Origin of the sequence: uncultured Tateyamaria sp. (assembly GCF_947503385.1) — a bacterium.
Classification (GTDB): domain Bacteria; phylum Pseudomonadota; class Alphaproteobacteria; order Rhodobacterales; family Rhodobacteraceae; genus Tateyamaria.
Map to the genome: position 1 here is coordinate 56,121 of NZ_CANNDO010000007.1, position 15,518 is coordinate 71,638.

Below are 15,518 nucleotides of genomic sequence, written 5' to 3' on the forward strand. Positions count from 1 at the left end.
GTGGCGGGCTTGAAACACGTTTGTTTGCAGGGGCTTATTTGGTCGATGCACCATCAGTGCGCAGGGCGTGATCCACATGTTCCACAAGGCTGCGGGCCTGATTGAGGTTGCCAAGCGCCTTGGCCAGATGATCGGTGAGCGCGCCGGACCGGCCCTTTTGCAGCGGTGCCGCAGGCAGCGCGGGATCGCGGCGCAGCACCCGTTCGGCTGGCGGCTGGATCGCCACGGACAACAATCCGCGATACATTTGCTGGGTCTCAAAACTGGGTTCCACCCCAAGCTCATCCTGCAAAAGAGCGGCACAGTCGGTGTACTGGCGGATCGCCATACCCCGATTGCCCGACAGCAGGTAACAGCGCATCAGCGCCCGGTGCGCATGTTCCCACAAAGGGTCCTGCTGCACGAGGACCTGCGCCCATGAAATCGCCTCGGTCCATTCGGCTTCGGCCATGAAATGCTGCATCAGCCGGTCCGCGATGTCAGTGTAGCAGGACCGGGCCTGCTCGCGCGCGACCATACACCAATCCCAAGACTGCCCTTCGAACAGGTCACCGCGATAGAGCGTCGCCGCCTCTTGGAGCATTGCGAGATCATCCGCACCGACGGTACCGTATGGCAGATCCGAGATGCGCGTGACCAGCAAATCAAAATGCATGTGGTCGATGTGCAGATATTTGGACGGTTTCAGTGCGACATCCCGCGGTGTCGTTTCAAGATACCAGTCGGGATCAAGCCCGGCTTGGGTAAAGCCTTGTCGAATGCGCCACAAATCGGTGGACAGCGCGCGCCGCGCCTGCGTGTCGGTACAATCCATGCGCAGGGTTGAGGCGGCTTCGATCCGGCCCAGCCCGCGGCCCAGATGAAAGGCACTGAGAAAGAACAATTCGCGCGACTTTTGCGTCTCAAATTCCACGCGCGCGCCCGATCCTCCCGTAATGCACACACGTCCGAACATCGTCACCCGAAGGTTCTTCATAATCGTGCTCCCGAAATAAAATCTCTTAAACTACAGGCAAATCGTACCCGCCTCGCGGGAACCTGCCAAGTGTGGGGATCACGAAAACTTTATCACCGGCGGCGGGACGCCTATCGGTGTTTTGACGCGGACGCGCGTCAGGCGCTTGCTGTTTTGGCGGTGGGTGTGGCCGGGCAGATATGGGAAACAAGGTCGGTCAATTCCTGCAAATCGACAGGTTTCCGCAGGATCAGCCGGGCGTTCCGGCACATGTCAAACAATTCACCCTTTGGAAACAGACCGCTTCCCGTGACATAGATCACATGCGCATCGGGCACGGCAAAGGCCGCGTAATTGGCGACATCGGTCGAATAGGAATTGCCGATCATAAGGTCCAGCAATAGGACATCCGGCACCTGACGCTTGAGATGGGCAATGGCGCTGTCCGGGTCGCCCGCGGGCAAAACCGAATGCCCTGCGTTTTCCAATGCTTCACTGAATGCAAACCGCAAACCTGCGTCGTCTTCTAGGACCAGTACCTGCGCCATCTTGAACCTCGCTCAGCGTATCGGCAGCCATATGCGCGAGACGTTAAATTATGGCTAATGTAACTGGCAAGGCGTTCGGAACGGTTTCTTTTTGTTAACTCAGGTTGACAGGTCCTAAACCTTTAGAATTGTCGGAAATGTGATCTTAAATGTTGCACCGGACTGCCCGTCCGACACCGCCGATATGTCCCAATTGTGCCTGCGACAGATCTCGGCGCAGGTGGCCAATCCCAGACCGGAGCCCTGCACATTTGATTTGAGTCGGGTGAACGGCGTGAAAATGGCGCGGTTTTGATCCGGCGCAAAGCCGGTGCCCGTGTCGGATATCCGCAGCACCGCGCTGGTGCCAGTCACTTCGGTGGTCAGTGTGATGCGCAGCGGGCGGTCGGCATGACCGTGTTTCAGTGCATTTGACACGATATTGCCCAGCAGAATGTGCAGCATCGTCGGTTCGGCCATCAGATCGAATTTCGGGCCGGACAGCGCGATGTCCTCTGCATTGTCGCGCAAGGCGGGGTCGAGCAGATCAAGAACGCTTTGTACCGTATCGTTCAGGTGGATTTGGCGCATTTCCATCGGGGCCGCCGAAGATTGCGCATGGGCCATCAGCTTGGTTGTCAGCGCATCCATCTGAACCACCGCACCCTGCATATGTTTCAGGTAGGGTTCTGCTTCGGGCGGCAAATCGTTTTCAAACTTGGCACAGAACAGCTCAAGCAGCCCGCTCAGCGCGTTGATCGGGGTTTTCAGGTCATGGCTGGCGGCATTGGCAAAGGTTTCCATCGACATGACGGAATTCTGCAAGGTGCTGATATGCGCCTCAAGGTGGAGACCCCGGTTCGATTCCTGTTCCCGCATCATGTTCGCGGTCTGCAATGCGGTGGCGCTGGCGCGCAAATGGTCCTGAGACAACATATAGAGTTGTCGGCGCACCCCCTTGATCCGCATCAGCGACAGGTGAAAGGTCACGTCCTTGGGCACGTCGACCCGGTGGGGGTTGTTCATCGGCAGCGTGATCAGTCCGGAGGAAATCGCATTGCGCAACGCGCGCCGCAGGTCGGGTTCGTCCAGATGGGTCAACTGCCAAAAGGCGATCCCTTCGAGGCCTGTGTCGTGCTGCGCGTCCTGATGCGGATAAAGCCGCCCGGCACGCCGCGTGTGCAGCACGATCCGGGCCGCGTCATCCAAAAGAAACGCGGCACTGGGCATCGCCACAAAAGCCGCGCGCGCGACCTTTGCTTCGTAGAGCAACGAGTGTTCGGGCGCCTCCTCGGCGGCGCCGACACCGGAGCGGGCCGTGTCAGGCGACACTGGCTTTGGCACCGTTCAGAATGCGCAGGCTGCCGAACACATGGCTGACCTTTCCATTTGCGCCGTGCCGGGCCTGTCCGCGACACTCGCAGTGAATGCTGCTGCCGTCTCGCCGCGTGACCTCGGTTTTGGTCACAAATGCCTTGCCATGCTCCAATGTGCCCTGGATCAGTTCCTGAATGCGCTGGCGATCCCCATCCGCGATCCGGCGCAACAGGTGTTCGACCGACGGCGTGGCAGAGTTGGTGCTGTCCCCAAGGATGTCATACATCACACTGTTCCAGCTTGGGTCGTAATTTTCGACATCAATGGAATAGACGCCGATCCCCATATCTTCCTGAAGCGCCTCGATGCTTTCGCGCAGGTTCTGGTTGCGCAACTGCGTCGCCACATCCCAGACAACGCCGATCATCTGGATCGGCTCATTGAGCGAATCCCGCACCAGCGTGATCATTCCGCGCACCCGCGTGATATGGCCGCCCTCGCCAAAGACCCGGCACTCGTAGTCGAGCGTGCCGCCGTCCTGCAACAGATCCTCCATCTCGGCCAGATGCGTGACGCGGTCCTCGGGGTGTAGCCGTGCGTGCGCCTCGTCCCAAGAGGGGGCAGGCCCGTCGGCGGGCATCCCGTGCAGCTTGTACATCCCCGGCGACCAGAACAGCTCTTTGCTGTCGAGGTTGTAGGTCCAGTGCGCCACATGGCTGAGTTCGCTGATCATCGACACAATCCGCGCCAGCGGTTCATTGTCGTATTGGGTGATCGTGATCGACAGGCCGATGAGCTTTTTGTGGTGATCGTGCACAGGCGACAACATCATCGTATAATGCTTGCCCTCCGACAGGATCGGCACCCGGCGCGTTTCCTGCACCCGCAGCACCGTATTGGCCAGCGGCGCCAGCGCAGGGAAGCCTGCGGGCAGGCTGCACTGGCTGAGGTGCACGCCGGTGGGCGGCAGGTCGACCAGCCCAAAGAAGTCGAGCGCAACGCGGCTCATCCGGCGCAGCATCAACGCCTGATCCGCCAATGCGATGGCATAAGGCGCCGAAGACAATGTCGCCTCAAGCTCGGAGGCCAGTGCCTGACGTTCGGCAGAACTGATCTGTAGCTCTTCGTTGACGGTCAGCAATTCCTCGTTGGTGGATTGCAGTTCTTCGTTCGAGGTTTCCAGCTCTTCGTTGGTGGCCTGGAATTCCTCGTTGGTGGATTGCAGTTCTTCGTTGGCGGACTGCATCTCTTCGTTGGCGGTCTGTAGTTCTTCGATGGTCTGTTGCAACGCCTCTTGGGTGGACCGAATCTCAAGCTCCATCCGTTCGATATAGGCGCGCTGTTCTTCGTCGGTGATGTCGCCGAGATTGGTTTCGACCTGTTCTTCGAACTTGGTATCGACGGAGACAAGGCAGTGCATCTCACCGCCTTTGAAATTGTGGAACGGATACACGTTCAGCTGGATACGGTTGCCCACCGGGGTCGCCACCGAATGCCAGCGGCCCATGCGTCGTTCTTCGTTGCGCATGGCCACCGCGATGAGGCTGGTGGCCTCTGATCGCAACGGTTCGATCAACATCTTGAGGTTCAGCGAGGTCGACATGCCCGCGCGGATTTCCATGAACGGGCTCAGGTCGCCCAGCACCTCGATGATGGTGCCGTTGCGGGTGGTGATAAAACCATTGGGCGCCACCACGCGCGCCAGCGACAGATCGGCCTGCGCGTTGGGATCATTGGCAGAGGTCGTTTTGCCGCCCAGACCGGATTTGCGCCGCGTGCGGTGGAACATGCCTGTGCCGGGCTCGATCGACAACTCTCCCGAGATGCCGCGCCGTTTGCCAAACACTTTGTCCGCGCCCTGCCGCGCCTCAAAGAATACGGCCATCTCGCCCACGGTTTCGGACGTGCCCAGAAACAGCAGCCCGGTCGAGCTCAGCGCATAGTGCAACCGGCTCAGAACGCGCTCTTGCAGCGACAGGTTGAAGTAGATCAGCAGGTTGCGGATGCTCACCAGATCCACGTTGATAAAGGGCGGGTCCTGGAACACGTTGTGATGCGAAAACAGCGTCACGGCGCGCAACTCGGGGCGCACTGTGATGTCGGTTTCACCCATCACAAAGTAATCGGGCAGCAATTCCGGCGGGATATCCTGCGCCGCCGTGATCGGATAGACCCCGCGCCGTGCCACTTCGATGGCGTTCTGGTCGATATCCGTGGCAAAGATTTGCACGTTACGCTTGGCCAGTGCGCTGATACCGCCAAGGATTTCGGCAATGATAATCGCGACGGAATAGGCCTCTTCTCCGGTGGCGCAGCCCACAATCCAGATGCGGATGGGGCCGGTGGTCCGGTTGTCGAACGTTTCTTTCAGTTCGGATTTCAGATGCTCGAACTGGTAGGGATCGCGGAAGAAACGGGTGACCGAAATCAGAAGGTCCCGGTGCAGCGCGTCCACTTCGTCGGCATTGGCGCGGCAGTAGTCCACATAGGCATCGTATGTGTCGATCCCCAGCGCTGTCATACGCCGTGCCACGCGGCGGTTCAGGGTGTTTTCCTTGTAGTCCCGGAAATCCACCTGCGTGCGGGCCAGCAGGATGCCAAACAGATCGCCCAGCGGGCTGGGCGTGTCCATCAGGTCGCGCAGCCCGTCGAAATTGCGGGGCCGGGCGAGGATTTTTTCCAGATGCGTGCCGATTTGCTCGGGCGACAGGGTCAGGTCGATGCAACCGGTTTCAATGGCCGAGGTGGGCATACCATCATACTTGGCCGTTGCCGGTTCTTGCGCGATGGTGATGCCGCCCGCCTCGCGGATGGATTGCGAGCCATAGCTGCCGTCCGAACCCGTCCCGGACAACACAATGCCCACACAGTTTTCACCGCACACTTCGGCGATGCTTTTGAACAGGCGGTCGGCAGAGGGTTTGGGCGTGGCCGGGTGGCCGGACGGGTTGCGCAGGCGCAACATGCCACGCTCATAGACGACGTCCGTGTTGGGCGGCGTCACGTAAATTGCATTTGGCTCCGCCACCGTTTCGCTTTTGAGCTCGAACACCGGCAGCTTTGTCTCGCGCGAGATCAGCGTGGACAGAACGCTCTTGTGCGTGGGCGACATGTGCAGTGCGATTACGTATACGGCGGATGCGTTCGCGGGCAGGTTCTGCGCCAAGAGCGAGACTGCCTCCAACCCGCCTGCCGAGGCGGCAATCCCTACGATATATGGGTCCCTGAGTGTTTCAGACGTCTTTTCGGTCTGGTCTTCTTCAGCGTCGATCGGTTTCTCCGATCCTGACTCTTCCGTCATATTTTGAATTACCTGTTAGGCGGCGCAATATTGGTCGATGAGGGATAACAAGGTCCCCGGCGATACAGGTTTGGGCGTGAAACCATTCATGCCCAGTTCAGCAACGCGGGACGAATTGTGATAGGTGACATCCGCGGTGACGGCAATGATGGGCACCTTGCTTGGAGGATCCTGAACCTCGTTGCGGATTTTCAGAGTTGCGTCGATGCCGGACATGACCGGCATGTGCAAGTCCATCAACACCAGTCCGAACTCGCCCGGTTGCTTTTCCAGCAACTTGCACCCTTCGTCGCCGTTTGATGCGATTTCGACCTCAACGCCCAGACCAGAGATGATCTCGCGCATCATAAAGCGCGTAAACTCATCATCCTCGATCAGCAGCACTTTGTGCATATACGTCATGTCGGGAGGTCCACCAAGGCCACGTTTTCCAACCTTAACAAGAAAACGGTGGTAAAACCATCCCTGATCCGGTCATCGAGAGTGAGTGTCGCACCCATCAGTCGGGCCAGCTCGCTACAGATGGCAAGGCCAAGACCAGACCCGCCATGGGCGCGCAGCATTCCGGAATCCGCTTGGGTAAATCGTTCGAAAATGCGCGCACGGGCGTCCTCCGGAATGCCGTTTCCTGTGTCACTGACACGTATGTCAATTGCGGGATTGCCATCTGAGGTAGCATTTTTTATCGCAATGTCCACCTCTCCGGCATCGGTAAACTTGATTGCGTTGTCCACGAGGTTCGAAACGATCTGCGTGACGTGCGAGGCATCCATGTTGATCAGGGGCGGCAGGTCGCGCGCCACGTCCAGCGTGATCTTGATGTTCTTGTCGCGCATGTGGCGCATACCCTCGGCGCTTTGATGCCAGTCCTTGGCAAGGCTGTGGATATCGGTTGGCGTCATTTTGATTTCAACCGCGTCAGCTTCGATGCGCGACATATCCAGCGAGTTGTTCATCAGGCTCATCAGTTGATGCGACGCCTTGGTCGCCGTTTCGGCATAGACGCGCGGTTTGTCGTCAATATCCTTGTAGGTCGCGATCAGGTGCAGGAACCCCATGATCGCGTTCAGCGGCGTGCGGATCTCATGGCTCATTGTGGCGAGGAATTGCGAGCGTATGGACAGCGCCTGCCGCGCCTCCGCCTCTGCCTGTTTGCGGTCGATGATTTCGTTGCCAAGCGCATCCATCTGCTCGCGGGTGCGGCATTCAAAGCGGTCAATCGCGTCCACAATACGGTCAAGATCATCGGTCTTTTCGCTGCCTGCACGGTCCAGCCGCAACGCGTTGGTGTTGTCGGCGTTGGTATTGTCCACGTGATCCGCGATCTTGCGCAGATGCCGCGACACCATGTGACCGACCAGAAACAGCAGGGCGATTGCCGCGATATAGGCCTTGGCCAGATTGGTGAGGAACGTGGTCCAGAATTCGGCCCAGACCCGTGCACGCACCGCATCCAGCGACAGCCGCACATCCAGCACGCCGACCAGTTCGCTGCGGTTGTTGTCGAGCTTGTGCACCAGTTCGTAGACACGCTGATCGTCGGGCGTTGCGGCTTGCTCGTCAGGGTCGCCGCGCGTCCAGCTTTGCCCGGTGGAGGATTGCAACTCCACAAACGCGATATTGGGATCCGCCGCCAATCCGTCCAGAATGACATCGACCTGATCAAAGTTGAACGTCCACACCGCCTGTTCGAGCGGGCTGGCAAGCGTGTCTTCGATCCGGCTCAGCACGAGCGTCGCGTCCGTACGCTGCCGGAAGTAGCTCGCGCCCAACTGGGCGCTGGTGCTCAGCACGGACAGCACCGATCCGACAATCAGGGATGCGATCACAAGCCGCAGCCCAAGGCGATTGTCGAAGCCGATGGCGCGCAGCGTCGCAATCATCTTTGGACATGCCTCATCAACAGGGTTTCAAGACGACCATCCCGCCGCATCTTGGCAAGCGTGGCGTTGAACGCATCGACTATCTCTTGGCTGCCTTCGACATCGCGGCGGATGGCCATATGGATGTCTTGCCGGGCGAGGACACCATCAGCGAATGTCACGCGATCCTTTAGGTTGGGGTCGTCATGTGTGATCGTGTGGCGGACCACATCCACACTGTCCAGCGTCAGATCGACCCGTCCTGCGGCGACCATCTGAATGGCCTGAAGTGTCGTCGTCACAACGTGTTTTTCCAGATATGTCGCGCGGTCGAATTCATCCTCGTACAAAAACCCGTCGCCCACCGCGATGCTAAAGGGGCGCAGGTCGGCGACGGTCGTGAACGCATAGGTTTCGCCCACAGGCTGCACCAGCCTGACCTCGGTGAGAAAGAAGGGATCGGAATAAATAAGGTATTCCTCAAGCTCGGGATCAGCAAACAGCGACCCGATAATGTCGAACTGACCAATGTCCGCATCGCCCATCAGGCGCGCCCAAGGCACCACCCTCGTGGTCACATCATATCCTGCCTCGGTCAGCACCGTATGGATCACGTCCAGCGACATGCCCTGACCGGGCAAGTCGACGCCTGAAAAGGGGGGCCATTCATCCGCCGCCGCCAGCAAAGGCGCGGTCTGCGCTGTCGCCGTCACGCCACAGAGCGTGACCCACAGCGCCACAAACATACGGCGCAACGCTCCGAATCTGTGATGTCTCATCGTCTTTAATCCCACTGTGGCCAATTTGATCTGACCGTTCGCAGAGTTCAGTATGATTTCATTCTTATTTATCTCCTCTTAACGCGGGGACACGTTTTCACGCAACTTATGGTAGGTTTGCCCCCGATCTTCGCCTGACGGTGCCGAAATACCCTTTGCCATTGCGACCAAGCCCCTTGCACCCGCCCCGCGCCGTGCCTAGAAGGGCGCGATTTCTGATGCGCCCCTGGCCAATTCCGGGGGCAATGACGCTATGGGAGCACACATGCAGGTCACCGAGACGCTGAACGAAGGTCTGAAACGCGGCTACGCGATTACCGTGACGGCGGCCGAACTGGACGCCAAGGTCAATGAAAAGCTGGCCGAAGCCCAGCCCGAAGTCGAAATGAAGGGCTTTCGCAAAGGCAAGGTGCCGATGGCGCTGCTGAAAAAGCAGTTTGGTCAGCGCCTGCTGGGCGAGGCGATGCAGGAAAGCGTCGACGGCGCGATGGCAGAGCATTTCGAGGCCAGCGGCGATCGTCCCGCGATGCAGCCCGACGTCAAGATGACCAACGAAGACTGGAAAGAGGGCGACGACGTAAACGTCGAGATGTCCTATGAGGCGCTTCCCGAAATCCCCGAGGTCGACATGGGCGCGCTGAAACTTGAGCGTCTGGTGGTCAAGGCCGACGAGGCCGCGATCGAAGAGACGCTGGGCTCGCTCGCCGAGAACGCGCAGGACTTCAAGGCACGCAAGAAAGGTTCCAAAGCCAAGGACGGCGATCAGGTTGTTTTCGACTTCTTGGGTCGTGTGGATGGCGAAGCGTTTGACGGTGGTGCCGCCGAGGATTTCCCGCTGGTGCTGGGCTCCGGTCAGTTCATCCCCGGTTTCGAGGAACAGCTTGTCGGCTCGAAGGCCGGTGAAGAGAAAGACGTGACCGTCACCTTCCCCGAGGACTACCAAGCCGAAAACCTCAAGGGCAAAGAAGCCGTCTTTGAGTGCAAGATCAAAGAGGTCAAGGAACCCGTCGCCGCCGAGATCGACGACGAACTGGCCAAGAAATACGGCGCGGATGATCTGGACGGTCTCAAGGCCCGCATTGGCGAGCAGCTTGAAGGTGAATATGCCGGTGCGGCCCGTCAGGTGATGAAGCGCGGTCTGCTCGACGCGCTGGACAAGGTGGTCAGCTTTGAACTGCCGCCGAGCCTTGTCGAGGCCGAAGCCAAGCAGATTGCGCATCAGCTGTGGCACGAGGAAAACCCCGAGGTCGAGGGCCATGACCACCCCGAGGTCGAGCCCACGGATGAGCACAAGACACTTGCCGAGCGCCGCGTGCGTCTGGGCCTGCTTCTGGCAGAGATCGGCCAAAAGGCCGAGGTCGAAGTCACCGATGCCGAGATGAGCCAAGCCGTGATGGCGCAAGCGCGTCAATATCCCGGTCAGGAACGCCAGTTCTTTGAATTCGTGCAGCAAAATCCGCAAATGCAACAGCAACTGCGCGCGCCGCTGTTCGAAGACAAGGTTGTGGACCACATCGTCGAAAATGCTGACGTCTCCGAAAAGGAAATCAGCAAGGACGATCTGCAAAAGGCTGTTGAGGCGCTCGAGGACGATTGATCGCCACGCAGCTGTCAGACTGACAATCAGGCCGCCTTCGGGCGGCCTTTTTTGTGCTGACGGATGCGGCAGGCGAAAATCACTACCTAGGGTAGTTGACTTGACTGGCGAACTGTCCGACCGTTGGCCTATGGGGGCAGCCTATTACCCTATTGTTTTAACATTTTTCAAACCGCCCCCGCATTTTGATTGAGCGCGCGTTCTGCGCGATTTGGAGGGCTCTATGAGACGGAAAACACTTACACTTTCGACCTGTGCATGTCTGCTGGCATCAACTCCGGCTTGGGCACAGATGACCATGCCCACGGATGCAGAGGCCACGTGCACAGCCGATATTGCCTCGTGGTTCGGCGGCACGGTCACTCCCAATGGCGTAGTAAGTCCACCCAGTTCCGTGACCTTCACCGATGACAATCCCAATGGCGGCGCGGGGCCGCAAATCTGCAATTTTTACCAGTGGGGCTCGCAGATGTTCCTGTGGCTGACCTCGCCCGAAGGCGACGGTATCGTCCTGGACGGCGCGGCGATTTACAATGTTCTGCCCGAAGTCGACGGCGTGCGCAGGTTCCAGAAAGCCACCGCGACGCCTGCGCTGAACGTTGCGCTGCGTGCGGAAAAGGCGGTGGATTCGCTTGGCGAAGTGACGCAAGCTGGTGGCGGCACGCTTATGAGTCAGGGCAAATCGCTGGTTTACTATGGTGTGCATTCCAACGACGTCTACGCCGATTTCCTGACCCTGCAAAAGAACACCAAGGCCGAGGACCTGAAGGACTTTCCGATCAGCGCGGACGAATTGAAGCTGATCGAGGCTTATGTGGAAAAGGTCGGTCTGGACGCGCCTGTCGCGCCTGAAACACTGGCCATGGAGCTCAAGACGTCGTGGGTCGATGCCGCGACCTTGCCGGATGCGTCTGCTTACGTGACCATGCCCGCGGTGGTTCCAGCCTACACGCCCAATGCGAACAACACCGTGTGGACGCCAAACGGCACGCAGGATCTGACGCTGGCGCTGGTGGGCATTCACGTGGTGGGCACGGTGCAGGACCACCCGGAATTCGTCTGGGCCACGTTCGAGCACATCAACAACGCGCCGGATGTCGGTTATTACTACTCCAACGGGGGGACAGAGCCGGTGCAGTGGCCCTACGATTCCAGTGGCAGCTATACGTTCCTCGCCACAGACAGCACGGCCACTGGTAAAAACGTCGAATGCATGACGACCACGGCCAACAAGGACAATCCGAACGTGATTGAGATCGTGGCCGAAATGAAGGACGGCGGTCCGGTCTGTGCCGGTGGCATCGTGCCCTCGGATACTGTGCGTGTCCGGCCATGGGGCAGCCTGCCGTATACGCCCGACGACGTGAACAGCGGTAAGATCACGCAGGATGTGTTCGACAAGGCGGTCAAGAACAACACCGAACTGGTGTCACTCAACACAAACGTTCTGTCGCAGATCGCGGCGGGTGATCCGCGCAAGAACTACGTGCAGACCGGTGGCATCTGGACGACAACACCGCAAGGTGGCGGTCCCGCACCGATCCCGAACCAGAATGGCGATGAAACAGCGCAGATGCGCGGGTCTCTGGATCTCTACAATGCGACGATGGAGACCTATTCGCAGACCTTCGCCAACAGCTGTTTCTTTTGTCACAACGTGACACAGGGGGAGACCAACAGCTTTGGCAAGTTTCAGCTGTCGCACATCTATTACCAGCTCAAGCCGCTCGTCGACGAGTGAGGGTGGGGCAGGGGCGGCGTTCGCGCCGCCTCAGAACGCGCGCAGATCGTCCAGCGTGTAGGTTGCGCTGACCGGGTCGTCCGGGTCTGACCGGTAGGCGGGATCGGCGATCAGGCAGCCGCGCCCACAGACTTGCCGCGCAATCTGATTGCGCGCATCCACATACCAGAACCGCCCGCCGGGTGTGGCGATGTATCCGTCTGTGCCGTCCTCGATATCGGTGCGCATGTCGTCAAAGGAGGGCACTTCGGTGTAATAGTCGGGATCCCATGCCCCGTGCGTGTGATACGAGGCCAGCACCTGAAAATCGGCAAAACGCGGATCGGGCGGCAGGCAGGATGACACCCGCCCGCGCACGGGCTCGGTCGCGACAAAACTGCCGCCCGCATCGACACCGATCAGCCCGCAATATTCGCGTCGGTCCGTGATGGAGGTCGGCTGTATATCGTTAAACAGGCGCGACATGAACGCGATTTCGCCTTGGCTTTGCGGCTGGGCGCGGGGCGCCATTTCGATGGAGGCAGGGTCCTGCGCGAGACAGGCCCCGAGGAGCAGGGCAAAGGCGAGGAACATCATGCGTTTCATGTGCCGCACCGTGCCGCCGCGCGGCGGCACTGTCCAGCCTTGGAGGCCGGTTTCTGCGACATGATCGGGCAACCGCGCATCAGACCGACGCATGTCCGCGCAAACGCAGCGCCAAGGGCATCATGGCAAGGACCAGCAGCGCGGCAAAGAGGAAGGGTGCGCCGGGCAGATAAATGCCGTCTGCGTCGACAGAGGCCTGAAACAGGGCTGTCATCACGATGGGTGACAGAATGGCCGCCACGGAGGACAGCGAGGCGATGACACCTTGCACGACACCCTGCCGGTCTGCGTCCACCTGATTGGATGCCATCGCCGTCATCAACGCGGGCACAAGGTCCGAGAGCGCGGCCAGCAGCAGGAAAATGATCAGCGCCGTGACCGTTCCGGTGAAACCAAAGCCGATCAATCCGATCAGCGCTGCAATCATACCCAGCACAAGTGTGCGGAAATCTCCGATCCACCCGATCAGGACGGGCATCAACCCGCCTTGCACCAGTGCCAGCAGCACCCCATAGGCCGCCAGTGACAACCCGATATAGAGGGTCGGCCAATCGAACACCTCGCGGGTCCAGAAAGCCCAGATGCTGGGATAGACCATGTTCGCAAACTCGAAGATCAGGATACACAGCAGCGGCACGGCAAGGCCGGGCAGGCGGAAGGCGTCGAGGATCGACCTGAACGGGTTGAGGTCACGCTTGCCAAAAGGGCGGCGCTTGTCCGGGGCGAGGCTTTCGGGCAGCACAAACAGACCAAAGAGGGCATTGGCCGCCGACAGGGCTGCCGCGATCCAGAAGGGCGCGGTCAGGCTGAGTTCGGCGGCCACCCCGCCGATGGCAGGCCCAAGCACAAAGCCGATACCAAAGGCCGCGCCGATCAGGCCAAAATTGGCGGCCTTTTCCGCGGGTGCCGAGATGTCGGCGATATAGGCTGTTGCGGTGATATATGTCGCCCCCGCAAGCCCGGCGAGCGTGCGCCCCAGCAACAGCAGCCAGAACGTGTCCGCCAGCGCCATGATCACATAGTCCAGGGCCAGCATGACCAACGCGGCGATCAGAATCGGCCTGCGGCCTACTGCGTCCGAGACGCTGCCCACGATGGGCCCGCACAAAAACAGTGCGCCTGCATAGGCCGCCATCAGCAGCCCACCCCAAAGCGCGCCCTGTCCTGTGTCGCCTGCGCCCACGCGGTCCATCAGATCCGGCATTATCGGGAACACGATGCCAATGCCGATGGCGTCGATCATCAACGTGATCAGGATAAAGGTGATGGAGCGGCTTTTGAACATGAGGTCGTGTCCAACGCCCGCGCGGGCATGGCAAGTCAAAAGACAAAAGCCTGTGCGGCAACGCAGGCGCCAACCCGGCACACCCGCACGCATGGGCCTTGTGTCGGGGTGTCCGGGACGGGATCAGGTGCCGACAAAAAAACCGCGCCGGGATGCGGCGCGGTTGTCTTGGGTGTGAATGGACCGGGCCTTTAGGCCTTGGGCTCATCAGCCTCTTCCGAGGCCTCTTCGCCTTCGGTTGGGGCGATGCCCGCAGCTTCGGCCAGATCGTCGTCATCGGATGCCGCGGCACCGATATCGTCGAACAGTTCCTGAATTTCGAACTCGGCAGCGGCCTCTTCTTCGGCGGCCAATTCCTGGATCGATTTGCCGGACGCCTGCAACTCGGCCTCTTCGGCAGAGCGGGCCACGTTCAGTTGAACCACCACATCGACCTCGGGGTGCAGGGACACGTGCACATCGTGCAGGCCCAGTTCCTTGATCGGGGCAGGGATCACGATCTGCTTGCGATCCACCGTGAAGCCTTCTTCGGTGGCGACGTCAGCCACGTCACGGGGGGTGACGGAGCCATAGAGGTTGCCGCCATCGGAGGCCTGACGGATCACGATGAACTGCTGGCCATCCAGCTTTTCACCCAGCGCTTCGGCCTCTTTCTTGGTTTCGAGGTTGCGCGCCTCAAGCTGTGCTTTCTGTGCCTCGAAATCCGCGATGTTCGACTTGGACGCCGTCAGCGCCTTTTTCTGGGGCAGCAGGAAGTTGCGGGCGTAGCCAGGTTTGACGTCGACGACGTCACCCATCTGGCCCAGCTTGGCCACACGTTCGAGAAGGATAACTTGCATGTCAGTCGCTCCTTATTTCACGGCGTAGGGCAGCAGGGCGAGAAAGCGCGCGCGTTTGATGGCACGGGCCAGTTCGCGTTGCTTTTTGGCCGATACGGCGGTGATGCGGCTTGGCACGATCTTGCCGCGCTCGGACACGTAGCGTTGCAGCAGGCGTGTATCTTTGTAGTCGATCTTGGGCGCGTTCTCGCCAGAGAACGGGCAAACCTTGCGACGGCGGAAAAACGGTTTTGCAGCCATTGTGCGTGCTCCTTCTTACCGGCGTTCGCGACGGGTGTCGCGTTCGTCGCGTTTCTGCATCTGGATCGATGGACCCTCGGCATGTTCGTCGACCTTGATGGACAGAACGCGCATGACGTCTTCGTGCAGGCGCATCAGGCGCTCCATCTCTTGCACGGCGCCAGCGGGGGCATCGGTGCGCAGATAGGCGTAGTGGCCCTTGCGGTTCTTGTTGATCTTGTAGGCCATCGTCTTCACACCCCAGTATTCGTTATCCACGAGGGTGCCGCCGTTGTCGGCGAGGACGGTGCCAAAATGTTCGATGAGACCCTCGGCCTGAGTGTTGCTCAGGTCCTGACGGGCAATCATCACATGCTCATAAAGAGGCATGGACGTATCTCCACTTCTATCAAGGCGCATTTCAAAGACCGGTCCATGATCCCCTGCGGATCGGTCACGAGAGACTGCGCGGCAAAAAGGTGCTGCAGGGATGCGCCCGTATACACCGCGC

The 15,518-nt window shown here is 59.7% G+C and carries 14 protein-coding genes; 2 read left to right on the forward strand and 12 right to left on the reverse strand.

The genetic code is table 11. The features are described from left to right. Positions 1 to 34: 34 nt before the first annotated feature. The 7 genes from Q1A85_RS18670 to Q1A85_RS18700 all read right to left on the reverse strand — a co-directional run bounded on the left by Q1A85_RS18670 (position 35) and on the right by Q1A85_RS18700 (position 8,741). Positions 35 to 976, reverse strand: coding sequence for a bacterial transcriptional activator domain-containing protein (locus Q1A85_RS18670; RefSeq protein WP_299693102.1), 942 nt, complete (start codon positions 974 to 976; stop codon positions 35 to 37). A gap of 137 nt (positions 977 to 1,113) precedes the next feature. After that, positions 1,114 to 1,503: a response regulator gene (locus Q1A85_RS18675; protein ID WP_299693105.1), complete on the reverse strand. Its 390-nt coding sequence runs from the start codon at positions 1,501 to 1,503 to the stop codon at positions 1,114 to 1,116. A gap of 114 nt (positions 1,504 to 1,617) precedes the next feature. Beyond that, positions 1,618 to 2,814: a HAMP domain-containing sensor histidine kinase gene (locus Q1A85_RS18680; protein ID WP_299693108.1), complete on the reverse strand. Its 1,197-nt coding sequence runs from the start codon at positions 2,812 to 2,814 to the stop codon at positions 1,618 to 1,620. Then, positions 2,804 to 6,100: a chemotaxis protein CheB gene (locus Q1A85_RS18685; protein ID WP_299693110.1), complete on the reverse strand. Its 3,297-nt coding sequence runs from the start codon at positions 6,098 to 6,100 to the stop codon at positions 2,804 to 2,806. The genes Q1A85_RS18680 and Q1A85_RS18685 overlap by 11 nt, the downstream gene beginning before the upstream one ends. A gap of 15 nt (positions 6,101 to 6,115) precedes the next feature. After that, entirely contained in the window at positions 6,116 to 6,502 is a 387-nt protein-coding gene (locus Q1A85_RS18690; RefSeq protein WP_299693113.1) for a response regulator, read from the reverse strand. Beyond that, positions 6,499 to 7,983 (reverse strand): ATP-binding protein, encoded by a 1,485-nt coding sequence (locus Q1A85_RS18695; protein WP_299693116.1) that lies wholly within the window; start codon positions 7,981 to 7,983, stop codon positions 6,499 to 6,501. Before Q1A85_RS18695 ends, Q1A85_RS18690 begins: the two co-directional genes overlap by 4 nt. Then, complete coding sequence (locus tag Q1A85_RS18700) at positions 7,980 to 8,741, reverse strand: transporter substrate-binding domain-containing protein (RefSeq protein ID WP_299693119.1); 762 nt, start codon at positions 8,739 to 8,741, stop codon at positions 7,980 to 7,982. The genes Q1A85_RS18695 and Q1A85_RS18700 overlap by 4 nt, the downstream gene beginning before the upstream one ends. Before the next feature lie 265 nt (positions 8,742 to 9,006). Between Q1A85_RS18700 and tig the strand changes: the two genes are divergently transcribed. Then, positions 9,007 to 10,338 carry a trigger factor gene (gene tig / locus Q1A85_RS18705; RefSeq protein ID WP_299693122.1) on the forward strand — a complete coding sequence of 444 codons (1,332 nt, stop codon included), beginning with the start codon at positions 9,007 to 9,009 and terminating at the stop codon, positions 10,336 to 10,338. A 223-nt stretch (positions 10,339 to 10,561) separates the two neighbouring features. Next, the gene (locus tag Q1A85_RS18710) at positions 10,562 to 12,079 is read left to right on the forward strand and encodes a hypothetical protein (protein WP_299693125.1); all 1,518 of its coding nucleotides are present in this window, start codon (positions 10,562 to 10,564) and stop codon (positions 12,077 to 12,079) included. A gap of 30 nt (positions 12,080 to 12,109) precedes the next feature. On the opposite strand, the gene Q1A85_RS18715 is transcribed toward Q1A85_RS18710, so the two are convergent. The 5 genes from Q1A85_RS18715 to rpsF form a co-directional block, all read right to left on the reverse strand. Then, positions 12,110 to 12,757: a DUF4329 domain-containing protein gene (locus Q1A85_RS18715; protein WP_299693128.1), complete on the reverse strand. Its 648-nt coding sequence runs from the start codon at positions 12,755 to 12,757 to the stop codon at positions 12,110 to 12,112. Next, positions 12,744 to 13,949 (reverse strand): MFS transporter, encoded by a 1,206-nt coding sequence (locus Q1A85_RS18720; RefSeq protein ID WP_299693131.1) that lies wholly within the window; start codon positions 13,947 to 13,949, stop codon positions 12,744 to 12,746. The genes Q1A85_RS18715 and Q1A85_RS18720 overlap by 14 nt, the downstream gene beginning before the upstream one ends. A 191-nt stretch (positions 13,950 to 14,140) precedes the next feature. Further along, entirely contained in the window at positions 14,141 to 14,788 is a 648-nt protein-coding gene (gene rplI / locus Q1A85_RS18725) for a 50S ribosomal protein L9 (RefSeq protein ID WP_299693134.1), read from the reverse strand. Between the two features lie 12 nt (positions 14,789 to 14,800). Next, complete coding sequence (gene rpsR / locus Q1A85_RS18730) at positions 14,801 to 15,028, reverse strand: 30S ribosomal protein S18 (protein ID WP_010139260.1); 228 nt, start codon at positions 15,026 to 15,028, stop codon at positions 14,801 to 14,803. 15 nt (positions 15,029 to 15,043) lie between these two features. After that, positions 15,044 to 15,397, reverse strand: coding sequence for a 30S ribosomal protein S6 (rpsF, locus tag Q1A85_RS18735; protein ID WP_299693145.1), 354 nt, complete (start codon positions 15,395 to 15,397; stop codon positions 15,044 to 15,046). Positions 15,398 to 15,518: the final 121 nt, after the last annotated feature.

Bases quoted from the DNA above. Each gene is read 5' to 3' on its own strand.
- Q1A85_RS18670 (WP_299693102.1), bottom strand. From the start codon at position 976: ATGAAGAACCTTCGGGTGACGATGTTCGGACGTGTGTGCATTACGGGA.
- Q1A85_RS18675 (WP_299693105.1), bottom strand. From the start codon at position 1,503: ATGGCGCAGGTACTGGTCCTAGAAGACGACGCAGGTTTGCGGTTTGCA.
- Q1A85_RS18685 (WP_299693110.1), bottom strand. From the start codon at position 6,100: ATGACGGAAGAGTCAGGATCGGAGAAACCGATCGACGCTGAAGAAGAC.
- Q1A85_RS18690 (WP_299693113.1), bottom strand. From the start codon at position 6,502: ATGACGTATATGCACAAAGTGCTGCTGATCGAGGATGATGAGTTTACG.
- Q1A85_RS18695 (WP_299693116.1), bottom strand. From the start codon at position 7,983: ATGATTGCGACGCTGCGCGCCATCGGCTTCGACAATCGCCTTGGGCTG.
- Q1A85_RS18700 (WP_299693119.1), bottom strand. From the start codon at position 8,741: ATGAGACATCACAGATTCGGAGCGTTGCGCCGTATGTTTGTGGCGCTG.
- tig (WP_299693122.1), top strand. From the start codon at position 9,007: ATGCAGGTCACCGAGACGCTGAACGAAGGTCTGAAACGCGGCTACGCG.
- Q1A85_RS18710 (WP_299693125.1), top strand. From the start codon at position 10,562: ATGAGACGGAAAACACTTACACTTTCGACCTGTGCATGTCTGCTGGCA.
- Q1A85_RS18715 (WP_299693128.1), bottom strand. From the start codon at position 12,757: ATGCGTCGGTCTGATGCGCGGTTGCCCGATCATGTCGCAGAAACCGGC.
- Q1A85_RS18720 (WP_299693131.1), bottom strand. From the start codon at position 13,949: ATGTTCAAAAGCCGCTCCATCACCTTTATCCTGATCACGTTGATGATC.
- rplI (WP_299693134.1), bottom strand. From the start codon at position 14,788: ATGCAAGTTATCCTTCTCGAACGTGTGGCCAAGCTGGGCCAGATGGGT.
- rpsR (WP_010139260.1), bottom strand. From the start codon at position 15,028: ATGGCTGCAAAACCGTTTTTCCGCCGTCGCAAGGTTTGCCCGTTCTCT.
- rpsF (WP_299693145.1), bottom strand. From the start codon at position 15,397: ATGCCTCTTTATGAGCATGTGATGATTGCCCGTCAGGACCTGAGCAAC.